Annotated in this window: 15 protein-coding genes; 5 read left to right on the forward strand and 10 right to left on the reverse strand. The window is 70.2% G+C overall.

Going from position 1 to position 16,570, the window contains the following annotated elements:
- The first annotated feature begins 303 nt into the window (after positions 1–303).
- The gene (locus ACIBEI_RS28460; protein ID WP_398893094.1) at positions 304–975 is read left to right on the forward strand and encodes a TetR/AcrR family transcriptional regulator; all 672 of its coding nucleotides are present in this window, start codon (positions 304–306) and stop codon (positions 973–975) included.
- Here ACIBEI_RS28460 and ACIBEI_RS28465 read toward each other — a convergent pair.
- Positions 939–1,817, reverse strand: coding sequence for a glycerophosphodiester phosphodiesterase (locus ACIBEI_RS28465; RefSeq protein ID WP_398893095.1), 879 nt, complete (start codon positions 1,815–1,817; stop codon positions 939–941). The two genes, ACIBEI_RS28460 and ACIBEI_RS28465, sit on opposite strands and share 37 nt — an antisense overlap.
- Before the next feature lie 169 nt (positions 1,818–1,986).
- Here ACIBEI_RS28465 and ACIBEI_RS28470 point away from each other — a divergent pair, with 169 nt between their 5' ends.
- Positions 1,987–2,718, forward strand: a complete 732-nt coding sequence (locus ACIBEI_RS28470; RefSeq protein ID WP_398893096.1) for a bifunctional DNA primase/polymerase — start codon at positions 1,987–1,989, stop codon at positions 2,716–2,718.
- A 209-nt stretch (positions 2,719–2,927) separates the two neighbouring features.
- Here the strand turns inward: ACIBEI_RS28470 and ACIBEI_RS28475 are convergent, their stop codons facing one another.
- From ACIBEI_RS28475 to ACIBEI_RS28505, 7 genes are all read right to left on the reverse strand, one after another.
- A complete protein-coding gene (locus ACIBEI_RS28475; RefSeq protein WP_398893097.1) occupies positions 2,928–3,932 on the reverse strand; it encodes a hypothetical protein in 1,005 nt (334 codons plus the stop codon).
- Between the two features lie 48 nt (positions 3,933–3,980).
- Entirely contained in the window at positions 3,981–4,859 is an 879-nt protein-coding gene (gene efeU, locus ACIBEI_RS28480) for an iron uptake transporter permease EfeU (protein WP_398893098.1), read from the reverse strand.
- A 2-nt stretch (positions 4,860–4,861) separates the two neighbouring features.
- The gene (efeB, locus tag ACIBEI_RS28485; RefSeq protein ID WP_398893099.1) at positions 4,862–6,244 is read right to left on the reverse strand and encodes an iron uptake transporter deferrochelatase/peroxidase subunit; all 1,383 of its coding nucleotides are present in this window, start codon (positions 6,242–6,244) and stop codon (positions 4,862–4,864) included.
- A gap of 28 nt (positions 6,245–6,272) precedes the next feature.
- The gene (gene efeO / locus ACIBEI_RS28490) at positions 6,273–7,430 is read right to left on the reverse strand and encodes an iron uptake system protein EfeO (RefSeq protein ID WP_398893100.1); all 1,158 of its coding nucleotides are present in this window, start codon (positions 7,428–7,430) and stop codon (positions 6,273–6,275) included.
- A gap of 188 nt (positions 7,431–7,618) precedes the next feature.
- Positions 7,619–8,458, reverse strand: a complete 840-nt coding sequence (locus ACIBEI_RS28495; RefSeq protein ID WP_398893220.1) for a heme ABC transporter ATP-binding protein — start codon at positions 8,456–8,458, stop codon at positions 7,619–7,621.
- On the reverse strand, positions 8,449–9,669 hold the full coding sequence (locus ACIBEI_RS28500; protein ID WP_398893101.1) for a FecCD family ABC transporter permease: 1,221 nt from the start codon (positions 9,667–9,669) through the stop codon (positions 8,449–8,451). Before ACIBEI_RS28500 ends, ACIBEI_RS28495 begins: the two co-directional genes overlap by 10 nt.
- The gene (locus tag ACIBEI_RS28505; protein WP_398893102.1) at positions 9,666–10,673 is read right to left on the reverse strand and encodes a hemin ABC transporter substrate-binding protein; all 1,008 of its coding nucleotides are present in this window, start codon (positions 10,671–10,673) and stop codon (positions 9,666–9,668) included. Before ACIBEI_RS28505 ends, ACIBEI_RS28500 begins: the two co-directional genes overlap by 4 nt.
- A gap of 245 nt (positions 10,674–10,918) precedes the next feature.
- On the opposite strand from ACIBEI_RS28505, the gene ACIBEI_RS28510 reads away from it, so the two are divergent.
- The 3 genes from ACIBEI_RS28510 (at position 10,919) to ACIBEI_RS28520 (ending at position 14,687) form a co-directional block, all read left to right on the forward strand.
- Positions 10,919–12,382, forward strand: coding sequence for an HtaA domain-containing protein (locus ACIBEI_RS28510; RefSeq protein WP_398893103.1), 1,464 nt, complete (start codon positions 10,919–10,921; stop codon positions 12,380–12,382).
- A gap of 65 nt (positions 12,383–12,447) precedes the next feature.
- The gene (locus ACIBEI_RS28515) at positions 12,448–13,941 is read left to right on the forward strand and encodes an HtaA domain-containing protein (RefSeq protein WP_398893104.1); all 1,494 of its coding nucleotides are present in this window, start codon (positions 12,448–12,450) and stop codon (positions 13,939–13,941) included.
- 101 nt (positions 13,942–14,042) lie between these two features.
- On the forward strand, positions 14,043–14,687 hold the full coding sequence (locus tag ACIBEI_RS28520) for a PhzF family phenazine biosynthesis protein (RefSeq protein WP_398893105.1): 645 nt from the start codon (positions 14,043–14,045) through the stop codon (positions 14,685–14,687).
- Positions 14,688–14,809: 122 nt separating this feature from the next.
- Here the strand turns inward: ACIBEI_RS28520 and ACIBEI_RS28525 are convergent, their stop codons facing one another.
- Both ACIBEI_RS28525 and map read right to left on the reverse strand, forming a co-directional pair.
- Positions 14,810–15,469 carry a heme oxygenase (biliverdin-producing) gene (locus tag ACIBEI_RS28525; RefSeq protein ID WP_398893106.1) on the reverse strand — a complete coding sequence of 220 codons (660 nt, stop codon included), beginning with the start codon at positions 15,467–15,469 and terminating at the stop codon, positions 14,810–14,812.
- A gap of 190 nt (positions 15,470–15,659) precedes the next feature.
- The gene (map, locus tag ACIBEI_RS28530) at positions 15,660–16,517 is read right to left on the reverse strand and encodes a type I methionyl aminopeptidase (protein WP_055612264.1); all 858 of its coding nucleotides are present in this window, start codon (positions 16,515–16,517) and stop codon (positions 15,660–15,662) included.
- Positions 16,518–16,570 lie beyond the last annotated feature (53 nt).

Below are 16,570 nucleotides of genomic sequence, written 5' to 3' on the forward strand. Positions count from 1 at the left end.
CCCGTTCCCGTCCCTTCTGGGGGCTGCGCCCCCAGGCCCCCGCATCGGCCTGAACGGCCTCGTCCTCAAACGCCGGACGGGCTGGTTGTGCCTGGACTGGGCTGTAGAGGTTCGGGCCGGCCGCGAAAATCTTCAGCCCCTCCGGCGTTTGAGGAGCGGGGGTTCGGGGGCTGGCCCCCGAAAGGGACGATGGGGGTCCCCCCGCTCGAGCGAAGCCGAGAGTGGGGGAGGGTAGGGGTGGCGGGGGCGAGAATCGTCGTCACGCGAGACGGAGCGTCTTGTCGGGCTGGTAGATTTGGGCGTATGGCTCATACGTCCGCCCAGCCCCCGCAGAAGTCCGCCCCCGATTCCAGCCGCCGCAGCGAGAAGTCCCGGCGGGCGATCTACGACGCCGCCCTCGCGCTCGTGAGCGAGGTCGGCTACCCGAAGACCACCATCGAGGGCATCGCGGCCCGCGCGGGCGTCGGCAAGCAGACGATCTACCGGTGGTGGTCGTCGAAGGCCGACGTCCTGCTGGAGGCGTTCATCGACCTGAGCGCCCAGGCGGCGGAGGCGGCCGCCCGCCCGGAGGTCGTCGGGGAGCAGGCGGCGTACGAGATCCCCGACACCGGCGACCTGGAGGCCGATCTCAAGCTGGTGCTGAGGGCGACGGTCGACGAGCTGCTGGACCCCACCTTCGAGGCGCCGTCACGGGCCTTGGCCGCCGAGGGTGTCGTCAACGAACAGGTCGGCCGGGAGTTCGTCGGCAAGCTCCTCGAACCCCAGCTCCAGCTGTATGTGAAGCGCCTGCGCGCCGCCCAGGAACAAGGCGCCGTACGTAGGGACATCGACCCGCGCATCGCCCTGGAACTCTTCGTCTCGCCACTCGCCCAGCGCTGGCTCCAGTACACGGGCCCCATCACGCACGAGTACACCGACAAGCTCGTCGAGTACGCCCTCTACGGCCTCGCGCCACGTGGGCCCGCCGCCCGCTGACCGCCGGCCCACCGGCCCTCCGCCCGCGCCAGCCGCCCCGGCGCGTCCGTGATGATTCCGTCGCAGCCGAGCGCGAGGGCGCGGTCGCGCTGCGCCGGGGTCACCACGGTGTGCGCCCACACGCGGGGGACGCCGGACCTGACGGCCCGTACGAGATCGCGGTCGCGGGCCTCGTGGTCCACGTCCAGGACGTCCACGAACGACCGCCACCGCTCGGGCCGGTCCGTACGCATCTGCCGTGCCGACCGCCACAACTGCGAGACCAGGCCCATGCGGTGGGCCTGCCGCGCCACCACCGGGTGGTTGGAGTTGACCAGCACCGAGCGGGTCAGGCCGCGTGACCTGATCATCGCGGCGAGGGTCGGCAGGCTCCGCGGGTCCTTGGCCTCCAGCATCAGCACCACCCGTCCGCCGAACCGGTCGAGCACCTCGGCGAGCGTCGGCGGCCGCTCGGGGCGCCAGCTCCCCAGCAGCCCGTCCCCGGGGCGCAACCGGACCCCCTCCCAGTCCCGCCGGTCGAGTGCGTCCACCGGGCCGCCCATGTAGGTCGTGCGGTTCAGGGTCGCGTCGTGCATGACCACCATCGTCCCGTCGCGCAGTATCCGGGTGTCCAGGTCGAGCACCTGGGCCGTACCGCGCTCGTACGCGGCCACGAGGCCCGACATGCTGTTCTCCGGCACCTCCCGGGCGCCGCCGCGGTGCGCGGTGTGGACGATGCGGGGGAGTGCGGACACCGTCAGCGGGCCGGCGTCCCGTTCGAGCGGGGTGATCGCCCCGCCCTGTCCCACGAGGGCCAGCGAGGTGAGACCAGCGATACCCGTCAGCGCAGCCCGTGTGACCATGCCGACACCGTAGGTGGGCAAATCGTCTCAAAGTATGCAATGACACTCGATCGATGGCCCGGTCGGGCATCGTCCCGCCTACCCCGGATGTGGGCTCCGGCCCCCCGTGACGCAGGATGGTGGGACCATAGGGCATGCTGTCCGCACAACAGCCAGGGCGAGGGGATCGATGAGCGCAGAGATGGGCCGCCGCTCGGGCGGGCAGGGCAGGATCTCCCAGTGGCTGCGTGGCCGACGGCCTCGTACGGACTCGGGAGACGACTCCTCGGGTCGTGAGGAACTGCTGCTTGCCGCCGCCGGAGCCGGGCTGCCGCTCGCGCCCGCCGCCCATCCCTCCGCCTACCGATGTTCCTGTGACCGGGTCGGGTGTCCCACCCCCGCGCGGCACCCCGTGTCCTTTGCCTGGCAGACGCAGTCCACGACCGACCGGGCGCAGATCGAGCGGTGGGCGCGGCATCAGCCGCTCGCCAACTTCATCACCGCGACCGGCATGGTGCACGACGTGCTGGACGTTCCGCTGGAGGCGGGGCAGGAGGCGCTGGAGCGGTTGCTCGACCTCGGTGTCGAGGTCGGGCCCGTCGCGGTGTCCGGGGGCGACCGGATGCTCTTCTTCACGGCTACGCGTGGTACGCCCGAGGACGAGGACGAGTGGTGGCCGTGTGAGCTGGATTGTCATCCGGAGACGATGGATGAGCATCCGGGGTTGCGGTGGCATTGCCGGGGGTCCTATGTGCTGGTGCCTCCGGCGCGGTTGCCCGGTGATCTGACGGTGGAGTGGGTGCGGGGGCCGGAGCATGCGCTGCCGGATCCTTTGTCGTTGCTTGAGGTGCTTACCGATGAGTGTGCTCGGTATGCGGGGGTTGAGCGGGACCATGTTGCGGCGTGGCCCCTTCGGGGCTGACGCCCCGGCCCCACCTTGCTGATTGCTTTGCCTGCGGGCCGCCTGTGGCTGGTCGCGCAGTTCCCCGCGTCCCTAAAGACCAAAAGATTGCGCAGTTCCCCGCGCCCCTAAAGGCCAAAAGACAAAAGATTGCGCCGTTCCCCGCGCCCCTGAAAGCCGAAAGCTAAAAGGCTGCGCCGTTCCCCGCGCCCCTGAAGGGGCGCCGCCCCCTACTCGCCCTTCGCCGCCGTCAGGCCCTGGATCCTGCCCAGGAACTCCACCTGTTGGTTTGCCGCGTCCTTGGACGGGTCGAGGACTGCCTGGTTGGAGATGGATTCGAGGGTGAGGGACTGTTTGGGTTCGCCGGTCATGAGGGCTTCGACGTCGGCGTTGGTGACGTTGATGGGGACGCCCTGGGCCGCTGTCTGCTTCTGGTAGTGGCGGGTGGTGAAGAAGACGAGGGCGCCGCCGGTGGTGGTGCGCAGGGCCACCGGGGCGTAGTCGCCGGAGGCCAGGGGCTCGTCGATGTACTGCTGGGCGAGGCCGGGGCGGCTCGCGCTCTTCGTGCGGTCGGAGCGCCACTTCGTGGTGTGGGTGCCCGCGGCGAAGGTGTCTCCGCCGTCCTTGAGGTAGGTCGCGTAGTCCTGGGGGAGGTCCCCGGGCGCGACCGCCAGGTCCGCCGCGGTCGCCGTGACCGGTTCCGCCCAGCCGTCCTGGTCCTTCTTGAAGTCCGGCGCCTCTTCGGCGGCGACGATCGTCAGATACGAGACCTGCCACACGTCGTCGGCGCTGCCACGGGTGAACACCAGCAGCCAACGGTCCTCGCCGCGGCCCTTGTTGGCCTTCGAGTCGGTGACGAACCAGCGCGGCCAGCCGGCCTTCTTCGGGATCGCGAACTCGGTGTCGCTCAGCTCCAGCGGCACGTAATTGGGGTTGCCGCCCGGCTGGTTCTTGCCGCCTGCCTTCAGCTTCGCGCCGTCGATGTCCCCGAGGGCGCCGGTGACCCGGTCCGCGTCCAGGGACGGGTCGTTGGCGCCGTTGGCCTCGTTGTAGGCGGCCGTGAAGTCCTTCAGCGCACGCGCGGCCTCGGTCTTCGTGGCCCCGGGGAGGACCTCCCGTTCCCCGTGCACCACCACGCACCCGCTCGCCGTCACCGACAGCACGGTCACCGACGCCGCCGTCAGCGCGCTCCGGCCGAGCCTGCGAGGCCTACGTGGGCCGTGATCCCTGCGCATGGGTACCGTCACCGTCACCGTCAGATTCCCCTTTCCCGGAGGGGAACCCTAGCGTTCCGCTGGAGAGCTGTCGTGCGCGGGTTCGTCGTGGCTGGTCGCACCGTTCCCCGCGCCCCTTTGAGGCGCGGACCGCTGCGGGGCCAGGAAGAAGGCGAGGGTCGGTACCAAGTACAGGGACCACACGACGACTTGGAGGACCGTCGGATCCGGCTGGAAGTTGAAGACGCCCTTGAGGAGCGTGCCGTACCAACTGTCCGGGGGGATGGTCCCGCTGATGTCGAAGGCCTTGTTCGTCAGCCCCGGCAGGAAGTCGGCCTCCTGGAGATCGTGGAAGCCGTACGCGAGGACACCCGCGGCCACGACGACCAGCATGGCGCCGGTCCAGGTGAAGAACTTCGCGAGGTTGATCCGCAGGGCGCCCCGGTAGAAGAGGTAGCCGAGCACGACCGCCGTCGCGATGCCCAACAGCACACCGATCAGCGGGCCTTCCGTGCCGTCGCTGGACGCGCGTACGGACGTCCAGACGAACAGGGACGTCTCCAGGCCCTCGCGGCCCACGGCCAGGAACGCGGTCGCGACCAGCGCGCCCGTACCCATCTGCAGCGCCGCGTCCAGCTTGCCGTGCAGGTCGGCCTTCAGATGGCGGGCCGTACGCCGCATCCAGAAGACCATCCACGTGACCAGGCCGACCGCGATGATCGACAGTGAGCCGCCGAGCGCCTCCTGCGCCTCGAACGTCAGCTCCTGGGAGCCGAATTCGAGCGCGCAGCCGAAGCCGAGGGCGAGTCCCACCGCGACGGCGATGCCGATCCAGATCGGCTTCAGGGCGTCCCGCCGGTCAGTCTTCACCAGATACGCGATGAGGATGCAGACGACGAGGCTGGCTTCCAGGCCTTCGCGCAGGCCGATCAGATAGTTCGCGAACACGCCTACGCCTCCTTGGAGTTCGTGGAGCTGTTGGAATCCGTGGAGTCCTTCGAGTCCGTCGAGTCCGTCGAGAACAGGGCCCGGCCCCACCAGTCGTCCTTGTCGCGGACGCCGGGCGGGACGGCGAAGACCGCTGAACCCACGTGCTGGATGTACTCGTTGAGCGCGTCGGCCGCCAGGCTCCGCTGCACCGGGATGAAGCCCTTGCGTACGTCCCGCTGGTACGCGAGGAAGAACAGGCCCGCGTCCAGGCGGCCGAGGCCGTCCGTGCCGTCGGTGAAGGAGTAGCCGCGGCGCAGGAGCGTGGCCCCGGCGTTGGTGTCGGGGTGCGCGAGCCGTACGTGCGCGTCGGGCTTCATCGCCTTCAGGAACGGCTTGTCCCGCTCCTTGGCCTTCCCGACCGGAGCGCCCTCGCCCTTGTCACGGCCGAAGATGTCCTCCTGCTCCTGGAGGGAAGTGCGGTCCCAGGTCTCGATGTTCATGCGGATGCGCCGGGCCACGAGGTACGAGCCGTCGACCATCCACGCCGGGCCGTCCTTCTCCTCGACCCACACGAACTTCTTCAGCCGGTCCGTCTCGGTGCCCGCGATGTTGCGGGTGCCGTCCTTGAACCCCATGAGGTTGCGCGGGGTCTGGGCCTCCGGAGTCGTCGAGGACGTCTTGCCGAAGCCCAGTTGGGACCAGCGGATGACGACCTTGCCGAAGCCGATGCGAGCGAGGTTGCGGATCGCGTGCACGGCGACCTGCGGGTCGTCCGCGCAGGCCTGGACGCACAGGTCGCCGCCACTGCGGTTCCCGTCGAGGTTGTCGCCGGCGAACTTCGGCAGGTCGACCAGGGCTTCGGGCCGCCGGTCCGCGAGGTCGAACTTGTCGAACAGGGACGGGCCGAAGCCGATCGTCAGGGTCAGCCGCGACGGTTTGAGACCCAGCGCCTCCCCGGTGTCGTCCGGCGGCGCCTCCGCGAGACCCCCGTACGCGCCCTCACCGACCGCGTGTCCGGCGGTCATCCGCCGTGCGGCCTCCGTCCAGTCCTTCAGCAGCTGGACGAACGCGGCCCGGTCCGTGGTCTTCACGTCGAACGCGGCGAAGTGCAGCCGGTCCTGCACCGGGGTGGCGATGCCCGCCTGGTTCGTGCCGTGGAAGGCGACCGCGGCGCCCGTCGCGGCCGCGGTCGGCTCCGTGTCGTCGCCGTCGCGGGCCATCGCCACCGCACCGCCGGCCGCGGCGGCCCCGAGCGCGAGCCCGGCACCGCCCCAGCCGATCAGTGAACGCCGCGACGGGGTACGGGAGTCGGCGCCCCGCGCCCCGCCGGGCTCGGCAGCTTCCCCTGTGTCCGTCGCGTCCGTCGTGTCTGTCGTATCCGTGGTGTTCGTGGTGTCCGTCATGGCGCCAGGGCCCCTCTTACGTCACGTCCTACTTCACGACGGCTGCGGCGAGCTTGGACAGCGGCTCCGCGAGCGCGTTCACCGCGTCGGAGAGCTCCTTGCGGTCGGCCTTGCCGACCTTGTCGTACGAGGTGAACTCGTAGGAGGTCTTGTCCTCGCGGTACTTGTCGAGCAGCGTGTTGAGCGCCGCGAACTGCGTGTCCAGCTCCTTGGTGAGCGCCGCGTCGTTCTCCGAGGCGACCGGCTTCAGCAGCGCGTACGACTTCTCCGCGCCCTCGACGTTCGCCTTGAAGTCGACGAGGTCGGTGTGCGAGTAGCGCTCCTCCTCGCCGGTGACCTTGCCGGTGGCGACCTCGTCGAGGAGTTCCTTGGCGCCGTTGGCCATCGAGGTCGGGGTGATCTCGGCCTTGCCGACGCGCTTCTGCCAGTCGGTGAGGTCGGTGATCAGCTGGTCGGCCAGCTCGGAGTCGCGGTCGGTGAGCTTCTTGTCCTGCCAGAGCGAGCGCTCCAGGCGGTGCCAGCCGGTCCAGTCCTTCTCCGGGTCCTGGCCCTCCTCCAGACCGTCCTCGCGCACGTCGACCTTCGGGTCGATGTCACCGAAGGACTCGGCGACGGGCTCGGTCCGCTCCCAGCCGATGCGCGAGTCGGCGTACGCCTTCTTCGCGGCCTCGATGTCGCCGGCCTTGACCGCCTCGGCGAAGACCTTCGCCTTGGGCAGGGTCTCGTCGGCCTGCTCCTGCGCGTAGGAGCGGTAGGCGGCGACCGCCGAGTCCAGGCGCGGGTCGCGCTTGGCGACCTTGCCGCTGCCGGTGGCCGTGACGTCCTGACGGATGCCCTTGCCCTTCATGCCCGGCTTGCAGGCGATCCGGTACTCGCCCGCCTTCACCTCGGCGGTGACCTTCTGCTTGGTGCCGGGGCCGATGTTCTCGCGCTCGGTGACGATCCGGTCGTCCGGGAACAGGAGGTAGACCTCGGTGACCTTGGAGCCCTTGTTCTCAACATCTATCTGGATGTGCCCGGCCGGGAACTTCGTCGTCGACACCTCGCACTTGGAGTCCGTGGCGGTCACCTTGACGACGCGGTCGCCGCCGCCCGAGGCATCGCTCTTCTCGGTGCAGCCCGTGACAGCGGTCACCGCCGCCGCGGTCACGGCGGCGGTGACGACGGAGAGTCGAACGGCTCGCATACAGGCTCCAAGAGGGTCACAGGAGAGGCATGGGGAAGACACAGGTCCTCGGTGAGGCTGCCCTAACTTATCCGAGGCTTACCTGACTGAAAGCCGCCCGTCCAGTGATTCAGCTCTCATTGGTGAGGTACGGCCACGGCCTGGTCACGGTGGCTCAATCCGACCCCCACTAAACGGTCAAAGACCGGTCAAGAACCCCTCACCGGGGCCACCAGGACCTCGCCGGTGCGTGGATGCGGAAACACCTCGACCTGCTGTTGGTAGACGTCCGAAAGTAGTCGGTCGGTGAAGACCTCGGCCGGCCGTCCGTCGGCCACCGCGCGCCCGGCGCGCAGGATCACGACCCGGTGCGCATAGGCCGCCGCGAGCCCCAGATCGTGCAACACCACGACCACCGCGTCCCCGGCGTGCGCCCTTGCGCGGCAGACCCGGAGCACCAGTTCCTGGTGGCGCAGATCCAGGGCAGCGGTCGGTTCGTCGAGCAGCAGCAGCCGGGTGCGCTGGGCGAGCACCCGGGCGAGCGCCACCCGCGCCCGCTCACCGCCGCTGAGCGCCGAGAAGGACCGGCCCGCGAATTCCGTGACCTCGGTCGCCGCCATGGCCGCGGCCACCGCGGCATCGTCCTCGACCTCCTCCGGCCGTCCGGCCCAGGGCGCCCGGCCCATCCGTACGACCTCCTCGACCGCGAACGGGAAGGAGAGCGCGGCGGACTGGGGGAGCACCGCCCGGCGCAGGGCCAGTTCCTGCGCCGACCAGTCGGACGCCGGGCGACCATGGACGCGTACGACTCCCGCGGCGGCCGGGAGATCGGCCGCGAGTGCGCCCAACAGGGTGGACTTTCCTGCCCCGTTGGGCCCGACCAGGGCCAGCACCTCGCCCGCGCGGGCGGTGACGTCCACGCCGGACAGCACCTCCCGGCCACCGAGCCGGACGTGCAGGGCCTCGGCCTCGGCGAGTACGTCGCCGGGGTGCACGGGGCCGGGAGGCGCGGGCCGCGTACCGATCAGTCCGAGCAGCTTCACGCCCAGCCTCCTTGCCTGCGACGGGTCCTGCGCAGCAGCCAGAAGAAGAACGGGCTGCCGAAGAGCGCGGTGAGCACCCCGAGCGGCAGCTCGGCGGGCTCCACGACGGTACGGGCCGCGAGGTCGCCCGCGAGCAGCACCACCGCACCGCCGAGCGCGCTGCCGGGGATGAGGAAACGGTGGCCGGGGCCGGCCGCCATGCGCAGCAGATGCGGGATGACGAGCCCGACGAAGCCGATGACACCGGAGACGCTCACGGCCGCGGCCGTCAGCAGCGCGACGACCAGGATCAGCACGACACGCAGCCGCTCGACGTCCACGCCCAGATGCCGGGCGGGCCGCTCGCCGAGGGACAGCAGGTCCAACTTCCGTGCGTAGAAGGGCGCGACGGCCAGGCCGAGCGCCGCGCACGGCAGCACCGCGAGCACCTTCGGCCAGGTGGCCTGGGAGAGCGAGCCGAGCTGCCAGAAGGTGATCTGGTTCACCGCGGCGGTGTCCGCGAGGAAGATGAACAGGCCGATCAGCGCGCCCGCGAAGGCGTTCACCGCGATACCGGTGAGGATCAGCGTCACGACCTCCGTACGGCCACCCGAGCGGGACATCGAGTACACCAGCAGCGCCGTGCCGAGACCCGCCACGAAGGCGAAGGCCGGGAGCGTCCAGTTGCCGAGGAAGTTCAGGCCGAGCGAGATCGCGGCGACCGCGCCGACCGCCGCGCCCAACGAGACGCCGATGACGCTCGGTTCGGCGAGCGGATTGCCGAACACGCCCTGCATCAGCGCGCCCGCACAGCCCAGCGAGGCACCGACGAGCAGCGCGAGCACGATCCGCGGGAAGCGCACGTTCCAGAGCACGGACTCGGGGACGCGGGCGAGTTCGCTGCCGCCGACTCCGGCCCGGTGCGCGATGGACGACAGGACGTCACCCGGCGATATCTCGTACGCGCCGAGCCCGGCGGAGGCCAGGGTGAGGAGGCCGAGGAGGACGGCCAGGCCGACGGTGAGCAGCCAGGGGGCGCCGCGGCGGGACCCGGCGGGTCTGCCGGGGGTCGTCGCCGACGTCTCCGGGGCCGCCTCCGGGGCCGCATCCGCTGTCCCGGCGTCCGTCCCGGCCTCCGTCCCTGCGTCCGTCCCGGCCTCCGTCCCTGCGTCCGTCCCGGCCTCCGTCCCGGCCTCTGTCCCGGAATCGGGCGCGGCGCCCTTGTCGGTCACGGTCACTTGGTGTCCCCGTACAACTGGTCGACCAGGGACTTCAGTACCTCGTCCGTGCGGGGGCCGTAGTTGAGGAGGACGCCGTCCTCGATCGAGACGACCCGGCGCTCCATTCCGGCGGGGGTCTGGGCGACGCCTGGAATCTTGACGAGACCGTCGATGCCGCCGACGGATTCGAGGCCCTTGGACATGACGAGGATCGCGTCGGGGGCGGCCTCGGCGAGGGCCTCCGTGGTGATCGTGGTGAAGTCCTTCTCCAGGCCCGACTCGGCGCCGCCGTCCACCGCTCCCGCCGCTTCGAGCAGCGAGGTGGCCCCCGAGTCCTTGCCGCCGATCAGATAGACGGAGGCGGTGCCGCGGAGGTAGAGGAAGGCGACGCGCGGCTTGTCGGTCTTCTTCGGAATGTCCTTGCGCACGGCGGCGATCCGCTCCTCGGAGCGCTTCGTGAGCTCCTTGCCCGCCGCCGGTACGCCGAGTGCGCGGGCCACCGCCTCGATGCGCGGGCCCACGTCGTCGAGGCCCTTCGCCGGGTCGACCACGAGGACGGGGACGCCCGCGTCACGGATCTGGCCCATCGCCTCGTCGGGCCCGGTGCTGGTCTCGGCGAGCACGAGATCGGGCTTGAGGGACAGGACGCTCTCCGCGGAGACGTCGTGATTGCGGGTGACCACCGGCAGCTTCTCCGCCTGCGCGAAGGTGGCGGTGATGTCACGGGCGACGACCCGGTCCCCGAGCCCCAGCGTGAAGACGATCTCACTGAGACTCCCGGAGAGCGGAACGATCCGCTCGGCGTCCCTGACGGTGACCTTCCTGCCGTCGGACGAGCGCACGGTGACCGGGAGTTGGGGGGTCGGGGTCTCGGCGAGCGGCTCAACCCGATCGGCGGCGGCCTCGGCCTTGGCGGCCGGCTCGCTCCCAGCTGTGCCGTCCTTGGACGAGCAGGCTGTGGTCACCGTCAGCGCGAGCACCGCAAGCAGTACCCCGGCCACTCGTGTACGCAGGCGTCGCACGGTCGCGTAGTTCCTCTCGGTTCGCCGATCGGGCACGGGCACCCTTCGGAGGGGCTGCGCCCCGATAGGGGCGCGGGGAACTGCGCGACCAGCCCCCACCAACGGGCAGCCGACAACAGACCCGCACCCCCCTCTTCTGTCTCATCCGGTGCTTCCCGCACCGGAAGACATAGCTTAGGTTAGCCTTACCTTTCTCGCCAGAACCGCCCCGGATCTGGCCAGATCCCGCGCCCCGGAGGACCCGAATGCCCTCGCGCCCGCCCCTACGCACCTACGTGACCCTGCTCTGCGCAGCAGTACTCGTGGCACTGCTCCCGGCCGGTCAAGCCCAGGCGGCCAGCCGAACCGTGCAGGGCGGCCGCCTGGACTGGGGCATCAAATCCTCGTTCCAGAGCTACGTCACCGGCCCGATAGCGAACGGCAGTTTCTCCCTCACGGGCGGCGCCGCCACGGTCGGCGGCAGCCAGTTCCGCTTCCACTCGGCGACCGGGACGTACGACGGAGCGTCGGGCGCCTTCAACGCGGGCTTCTCCGGCGGTGTCCACTTCCTCGGGCACAAGAAGGACGACGGCTCCTACCAGCTCGACCTCACGATCAGCCGCCCCACCGTCCGCCTCGCCGGCAACGGCGGCACCCTGTACGTCGACATCGTCAGCAAGGCGAAGGACACCGGGACGGTCACGACGTCCTCGCAGGTGCCCTTCGCCTCCCTCTCCCTGGGCGGCATCAACATGAAGGGCGGCGGCAACGCGGTCCAGTTGAACAACCTGCCCGCCACCCTGACCGCCCAGGGCGCCAAGTCCTTCGCCGGGTACTACACGGCCGGCACCGCCCTCGACCCGGTCAGCCTCTCGGCGGACGTCAAGGCCGCGGCCGCCGCCGAGCCGTCGCGCACGCCGTCCCCCTCCCCGTCCAAGTCCAAGGCGAAGAAGGAGACTTCGGGCCGGATCGAGAACGGCGCCGTCGACTGGGGCGTGCGCCGGACCTTCCGCGAGTACGTCACCGGGTCCATTGCCAAGGGCGAGTGGAAGCTCACCGACGGCGCCGAGGACGGCGGGGCGCTCTTCCGCTTCCCCAAGGGCTCCGGCACGTACGACGAGAAGAAGCAGACGCTCGACGCGACCTTCACCGGAGCCGTCCGCTTCACCGGCGAGCAGGGCCTCGACCTCACGCTCGGCGCACTCCGTGCCAAGGTCACGGACGGCGGAAAGGGCACGCTCTACGCGGACGTCACCAGCGGGGGCGGCACGGGCGGTACGGCCAAGACGGGCGGTACGGCCAAGACGGACGGCACGACCAAGAAGGTCCCCCTGGTCACCTTCACGGCCAAGGACTTCAAGCCCAAGGACGGCCTCGCCCAGGTGACCGAGGCACCCACGAAGCTCACCGCCGACGGCGCCAAGGCCTTCGGCGGGATGTACAAGGCGGGCACGGAGATGGACCCGGTCTCCCTCGCCGTCGCCCTGACCGACAGCGCCGAACTGCCCGCCCTGCCCGACCTGGGCAGCGCGGAGTCGGCCACCCCGGAAGCCGCGGCGGCCGAGCAGAAGACGGCCGAGCCCAAGACCGAGGCCACCGCGAGCGATTCGGACGTACCCGTCCTGCCCATCGGCCTCGCGGCCGCTTCCCTGATCGCGGTGGCCGCGGCCTTCGTGATCATCCGCAGGCGTCGCGCGCAACCAACCGCAGACGCCCCCGAAGCGAACTGAACTTCCCAGCGCCGTCCGCAGGTTGAGCGGACGCCCACACACTGAACCGAGGAGAACCCACGACCATGGCCGCCAACCGTCGCCGCCCCATAACCCGAGGGCGTGTCGCCCTCGCCGCAGCCTGCGCGACCGCCGTCACTTTCGGCGCCACCGCGCTCGCCGCGACGTCCGCTTCCGCCGCCGAAGTACCGCTCAAGGGCTACGAGTTGACCTGGGGCATCAAGCAGTCGTACCGCACGTACGTGACCGGGATGGCGGCCGGCAGCTTCACTCCCGAGGGCGGCGCCACACAGGCCAAGGACAACGGTGCGTTCACCTTCGTCAACGGCACCGGGACCTACGACTCCGAGGCCCACACCGTGGCGCTCGGCTTCCAGGGCGGCCTGAAGATCGTCTCCAAGCTGCACGGCTTCGAACTCGCCCTGTCCGACGTGAAGTTCGACAGCAAGGCCGCGAGACTCACCGCCGACGTGACGAAGAGCGGCACGACCCAGCAGGACGTGCCGCTCGCCGAGGTGACCGTCACTCGCACGATGACGGACATGGCGACCAAGCTGACGAAGGAGGCGGGTGACGTCTTCGGTAGCGCCAGCTACACGGGCGCGGCCGGCGACCCCCTGACGGTGGTGGAGAAGAAGACCGAGTCGCCGACCCCGACGCCCTCGGGCTCCACGACCCCCTCGCCCACCCCGTCCACGACGCCGTCCACCACCCCCTCGGGCACCCCGTCCACCACCCCGTCGGGGACCACGAGCCCGACGCCCTCGCCCACCGAGGCCGCCACCAAGGGCGACATCACCGACGGCACCCTCGGCTGGGGCGTCAAGCAGTCCTTCCGTACGTACGTGGTGGACGGCGTAGCGAAGGGCAAGATCACGGTCTCCGGCGGTGCCGCGCAGGCGTCCGGCAACGGGATCTTCACCTTCCCCGACGCCACCGGCACCTACGACACGGACGCCGACACGCTCAAGGCCTCCTTCAAGGGCTCGGTCAACTTCAAGGGCCATGAGACGAACGGCACTTACGGCCTCGACCTCACCCTCAGCGACCTCAAGGCGGAGGTCGACGGCGGCTCCGGCAAGCTGACCGCCGACGTCGAGAGCCTCGGCAAGACGTCCGCCGACGTGACCCTCGCCGAGCTCAAGCCCAAGTCGGCCGACCTGACGGCCAAGAACGACGTCATCACCCTCGACGACGTCACCGCCACCCTCACCAAGGCGGGCGCCGAGGCCTTCGGCGGCTTCTACCAGACCGGCGCCGAACTCGACCCGGTAGACCTCTCCGTGGCCCTGTCCGACGACGCCGAACTCCCGGACCCCGACCCGACGTCGTCCAACGGCGGAACGGGCGGCACCACGGGAGGCACGACCGGCGGCACCACCGGCGGCGCGGGCACGACCGGCTCCACCACCGGCGGCGTGACGGGCGGCCTCGCCTCCACCGGCTCCGACGTCCCGGTCGGCGCCCTGGGCGCGGCGGCCGCGGCGACGGTCGCGGCGGGCGCGGGCGTGGTGTTCGCGGTACGCCGCCGCCGCGCGACGGACGCCACCCAGGCCTGACCGAGGCCTGACCGAACCGACGGCATCCGGCCGCCGCCCCTGCCATCGGGGGGCGGCGGCCGGATGCGTACACACCACTCCTGTAGTGCTTGAATGCCCGCGTGACTGATTACGACGTGCTGCGGGTCTTCTGCGGACCGCGCGGTGAGTACGGCAACGAACTCGGGGTCGTGCGGGACGGTTCCGTACTGCCGGAGCGGGACGAACGGCAGGCGTTCGCGGCCAAACTCGGGTTCAGCGAGACGGTGTTCGTGGACGACCCCGAGCGCGGGGTCATCGACATCTACACACCCAGTGTGCGGCTGCCCTTCGCCGGATACCCCTGTGTCGGCGCGGCCTGGCTGCTGGATGTACCCGAACTCGTCACGCCCGCGGGCGTGGTGGGCACCCGCCTGGACGGCGAGTTCAGCTGGATCGAGGCCCGCCCCGAGTGGCCGGAGCCGCGCACACTCCGCCGGTACGACACGGCGGCCGAGGTCGACGCCCTCGAAGTGCCCCCGCCCGGCGAGTGGGTCTACGCCTGGGCCTGGGAGGACGAGGCGGCTGGCCGCATCCGCGCCCGTGGCTTCCCCGGTCGCGGCGACGGCATAAACGAGGACGAGGCCACAGGCTCCGCGGCCCTCCAACTGACAGCCCAACTGGGCCGTGCCCTGAACATCGTCCAGGGCACGGGTTCACAACTCCTCACAGCCCCCCAGCCGGAGGGTTGGGTGGAGCTGGGCGGCAGAGTGTTCCTGGAGCGCTGAGCAGCCCAGAGGCTTGTGGGCAGCCCCGCGCCCCTATTGCTTTTCGCTTTTAGGGGCGCGGGGAACTGCGCGACCAGCCCCCACGCACCCGCACCCAACAATCAACGCACCCAGCGGAGCGCTCACGCACTGATGCGGAACTCTTCCCCCAAAGCAACAAAGACCGCGATATTGAGCGCGAACGCCCGCTTGCACTCAGCGATGATCCGCTGCTTCTCCAGATCATCCGCAAGCACACCATCGAGCAGTTCGCGATACCCCCGCTTGAACGCGGCAGGGTTGCCGATGTCCTCGAACACATAGAACCGCACCCCGTCCCCCTTGCGCGCGAAGCCCCACGTCTGCTCCGCCTTGCTGCGCAGGACCTGGCCACCGGAGAGGTCGCCGAGGTAACGGGTGTAGTGATGCGCCACGTACCCACCGGGCCACGTACGCGCGCACTCGGTGATCCGCGCCGTGTACTCCTCGGTCGCGGGCAGTGCCGTGACGCTCTCGCGCCAGTCCGGGCCCCGCAGATGCGCGAGGTCCCGCTCCAGCGCGGCCACCCGCACCAGCTCGGGGCGCAGGAACGGCCCCGCCACGGGATCGCCGACCAGCTCGCGCCCGCCTTCCTCCAGTGCCCGGTAGACGAACCACAGCTGCTCGGTGTACCGCGTGTACGCGTCCACGCCGAGCCTGCCGCCCAGCAACTCGCTCATGAACGTCGAGTCGTGCGCCTGCCCGTGCTGCTCGTGCGACGCGGTGCGGATGAGCGTCGAGAACGGTGTGCTCGACGAGTTCATGAAGACCTCCGGGGCCGAAGGGGGGACGAGAGCCGGGCTCATCTTGTATGGTTAGGCTTACCTAAGTCAACAGGTTTCCCGACGCCCTGTCGGTAAAACCGTACCCCGGATCCGCACCCGATCCACATAAAAAAGCCGCCCCTCTGTTCGAGAGGGCGGCTTGATGCGGAACTTGGTCGGAAAAGGGCGGTTACGGCAGGGTCAGCACCTCGGCCCCACTGTCCGTGACGACCAGGGTGTGCTCGAACTGAGCGGTGCGCCTCCGGTCCTTCGTCACGACGGTCCACCCGTCGTCCCACATGTCGTACTCGTGCGTGCCCAGCGTCAGCATCGGCTCGATCGTGAACGTCATCCCCGGCTGGATCAGGGTCGTCGCGTGCGGGCTGTCGTAGTGCGGGATGATCAGCCCCGAGTGGAACGACGAGTTGATGCCGTGCCCGGTGAAGTCCCGCACGACCCCGTACCCGAAGCGCTTCGCGTACGACTCGATGACCCGGCCGATGATGTTGATCTGCCGACCGGGCTTGACGGCCTTGATGGCACGGTCGAGGGACTCACGGGTCCGCTCGACGAGCAGCCGCGACTCCTCGTCCACGTCACCGACGAGGTACGTGGCGTTGTTGTCGCCGTGCACGCCGCCGATGTACGCGGTCACGTCGAGGTTGATGATGTCGCCGTCCCGCAGGACCGTGGAGTCCGGGATGCCGTGACAGATGACCTCGTTCACGGAGGTGCACAGCGACTTCGGAAAGCCGCGGTAGCCGAGCGTGGACGGGTAGGCGCCGTGGTCGCACATGTAGTCGTGGGCGACCCGGTCCAGCTCGTCCGTGGTGACGCCGGGCGCGATCAGCTTCGCGGCCTCGGCCATCGCCCGGGCGGCGATCCGCCCCGCGACACGCATCGCCTCGACCGTCTCCGGGGTCTGGACCTCCCCTCCGGTGTACGGCGTGGGGGCGGGCTTGCCCACGTACTCGGGACGCCTGATGTTTCCCGGCACGGGACGGGTGGGAGAAAGCTCCCCTGGTACGAGCAGCGACTGGCCAGACATGCCAGCGAGTCTAACCAGCGGGTGGTGGGGGACGATGTCCCTGGCGAAAGGAG

It is taken from the genome of Streptomyces sp. NPDC050988, from assembly GCF_044456225.1.
Taxonomy (GTDB): domain Bacteria; phylum Actinomycetota; class Actinomycetes; order Streptomycetales; family Streptomycetaceae; genus Streptomyces.

What these genes read in the sequence shown, in the direction of transcription:
- ACIBEI_RS28460 (WP_398893094.1), top strand. Translation starts at nt 304, where the DNA reads ATGGCTCATACGTCCGCCCAGCCCCCGCAGAAGTCCGCCCCCGATTCC.
- ACIBEI_RS28465 (WP_398893095.1), bottom strand. Translation starts at nt 1,817, where the DNA reads ATGGTCACACGGGCTGCGCTGACGGGTATCGCTGGTCTCACCTCGCTG.
- ACIBEI_RS28470 (WP_398893096.1), top strand. Translation starts at nt 1,987, where the DNA reads ATGAGCGCAGAGATGGGCCGCCGCTCGGGCGGGCAGGGCAGGATCTCC.
- ACIBEI_RS28475 (WP_398893097.1), bottom strand. Translation starts at nt 3,932, where the DNA reads ATGCGCAGGGATCACGGCCCACGTAGGCCTCGCAGGCTCGGCCGGAGC.
- efeB (WP_398893099.1), bottom strand. Translation starts at nt 6,244, where the DNA reads ATGACGGACACCACGAACACCACGGATACGACAGACACGACGGACGCG.
- efeO (WP_398893100.1), bottom strand. Translation starts at nt 7,430, where the DNA reads ATGCGAGCCGTTCGACTCTCCGTCGTCACCGCCGCCGTGACCGCGGCG.
- ACIBEI_RS28510 (WP_398893103.1), top strand. Translation starts at nt 10,919, where the DNA reads ATGCCCTCGCGCCCGCCCCTACGCACCTACGTGACCCTGCTCTGCGCA.
- ACIBEI_RS28515 (WP_398893104.1), top strand. Translation starts at nt 12,448, where the DNA reads ATGGCCGCCAACCGTCGCCGCCCCATAACCCGAGGGCGTGTCGCCCTC.
- ACIBEI_RS28525 (WP_398893106.1), bottom strand. Translation starts at nt 15,469, where the DNA reads ATGAACTCGTCGAGCACACCGTTCTCGACGCTCATCCGCACCGCGTCG.
- map (WP_055612264.1), bottom strand. Translation starts at nt 16,517, where the DNA reads ATGTCTGGCCAGTCGCTGCTCGTACCAGGGGAGCTTTCTCCCACCCGT.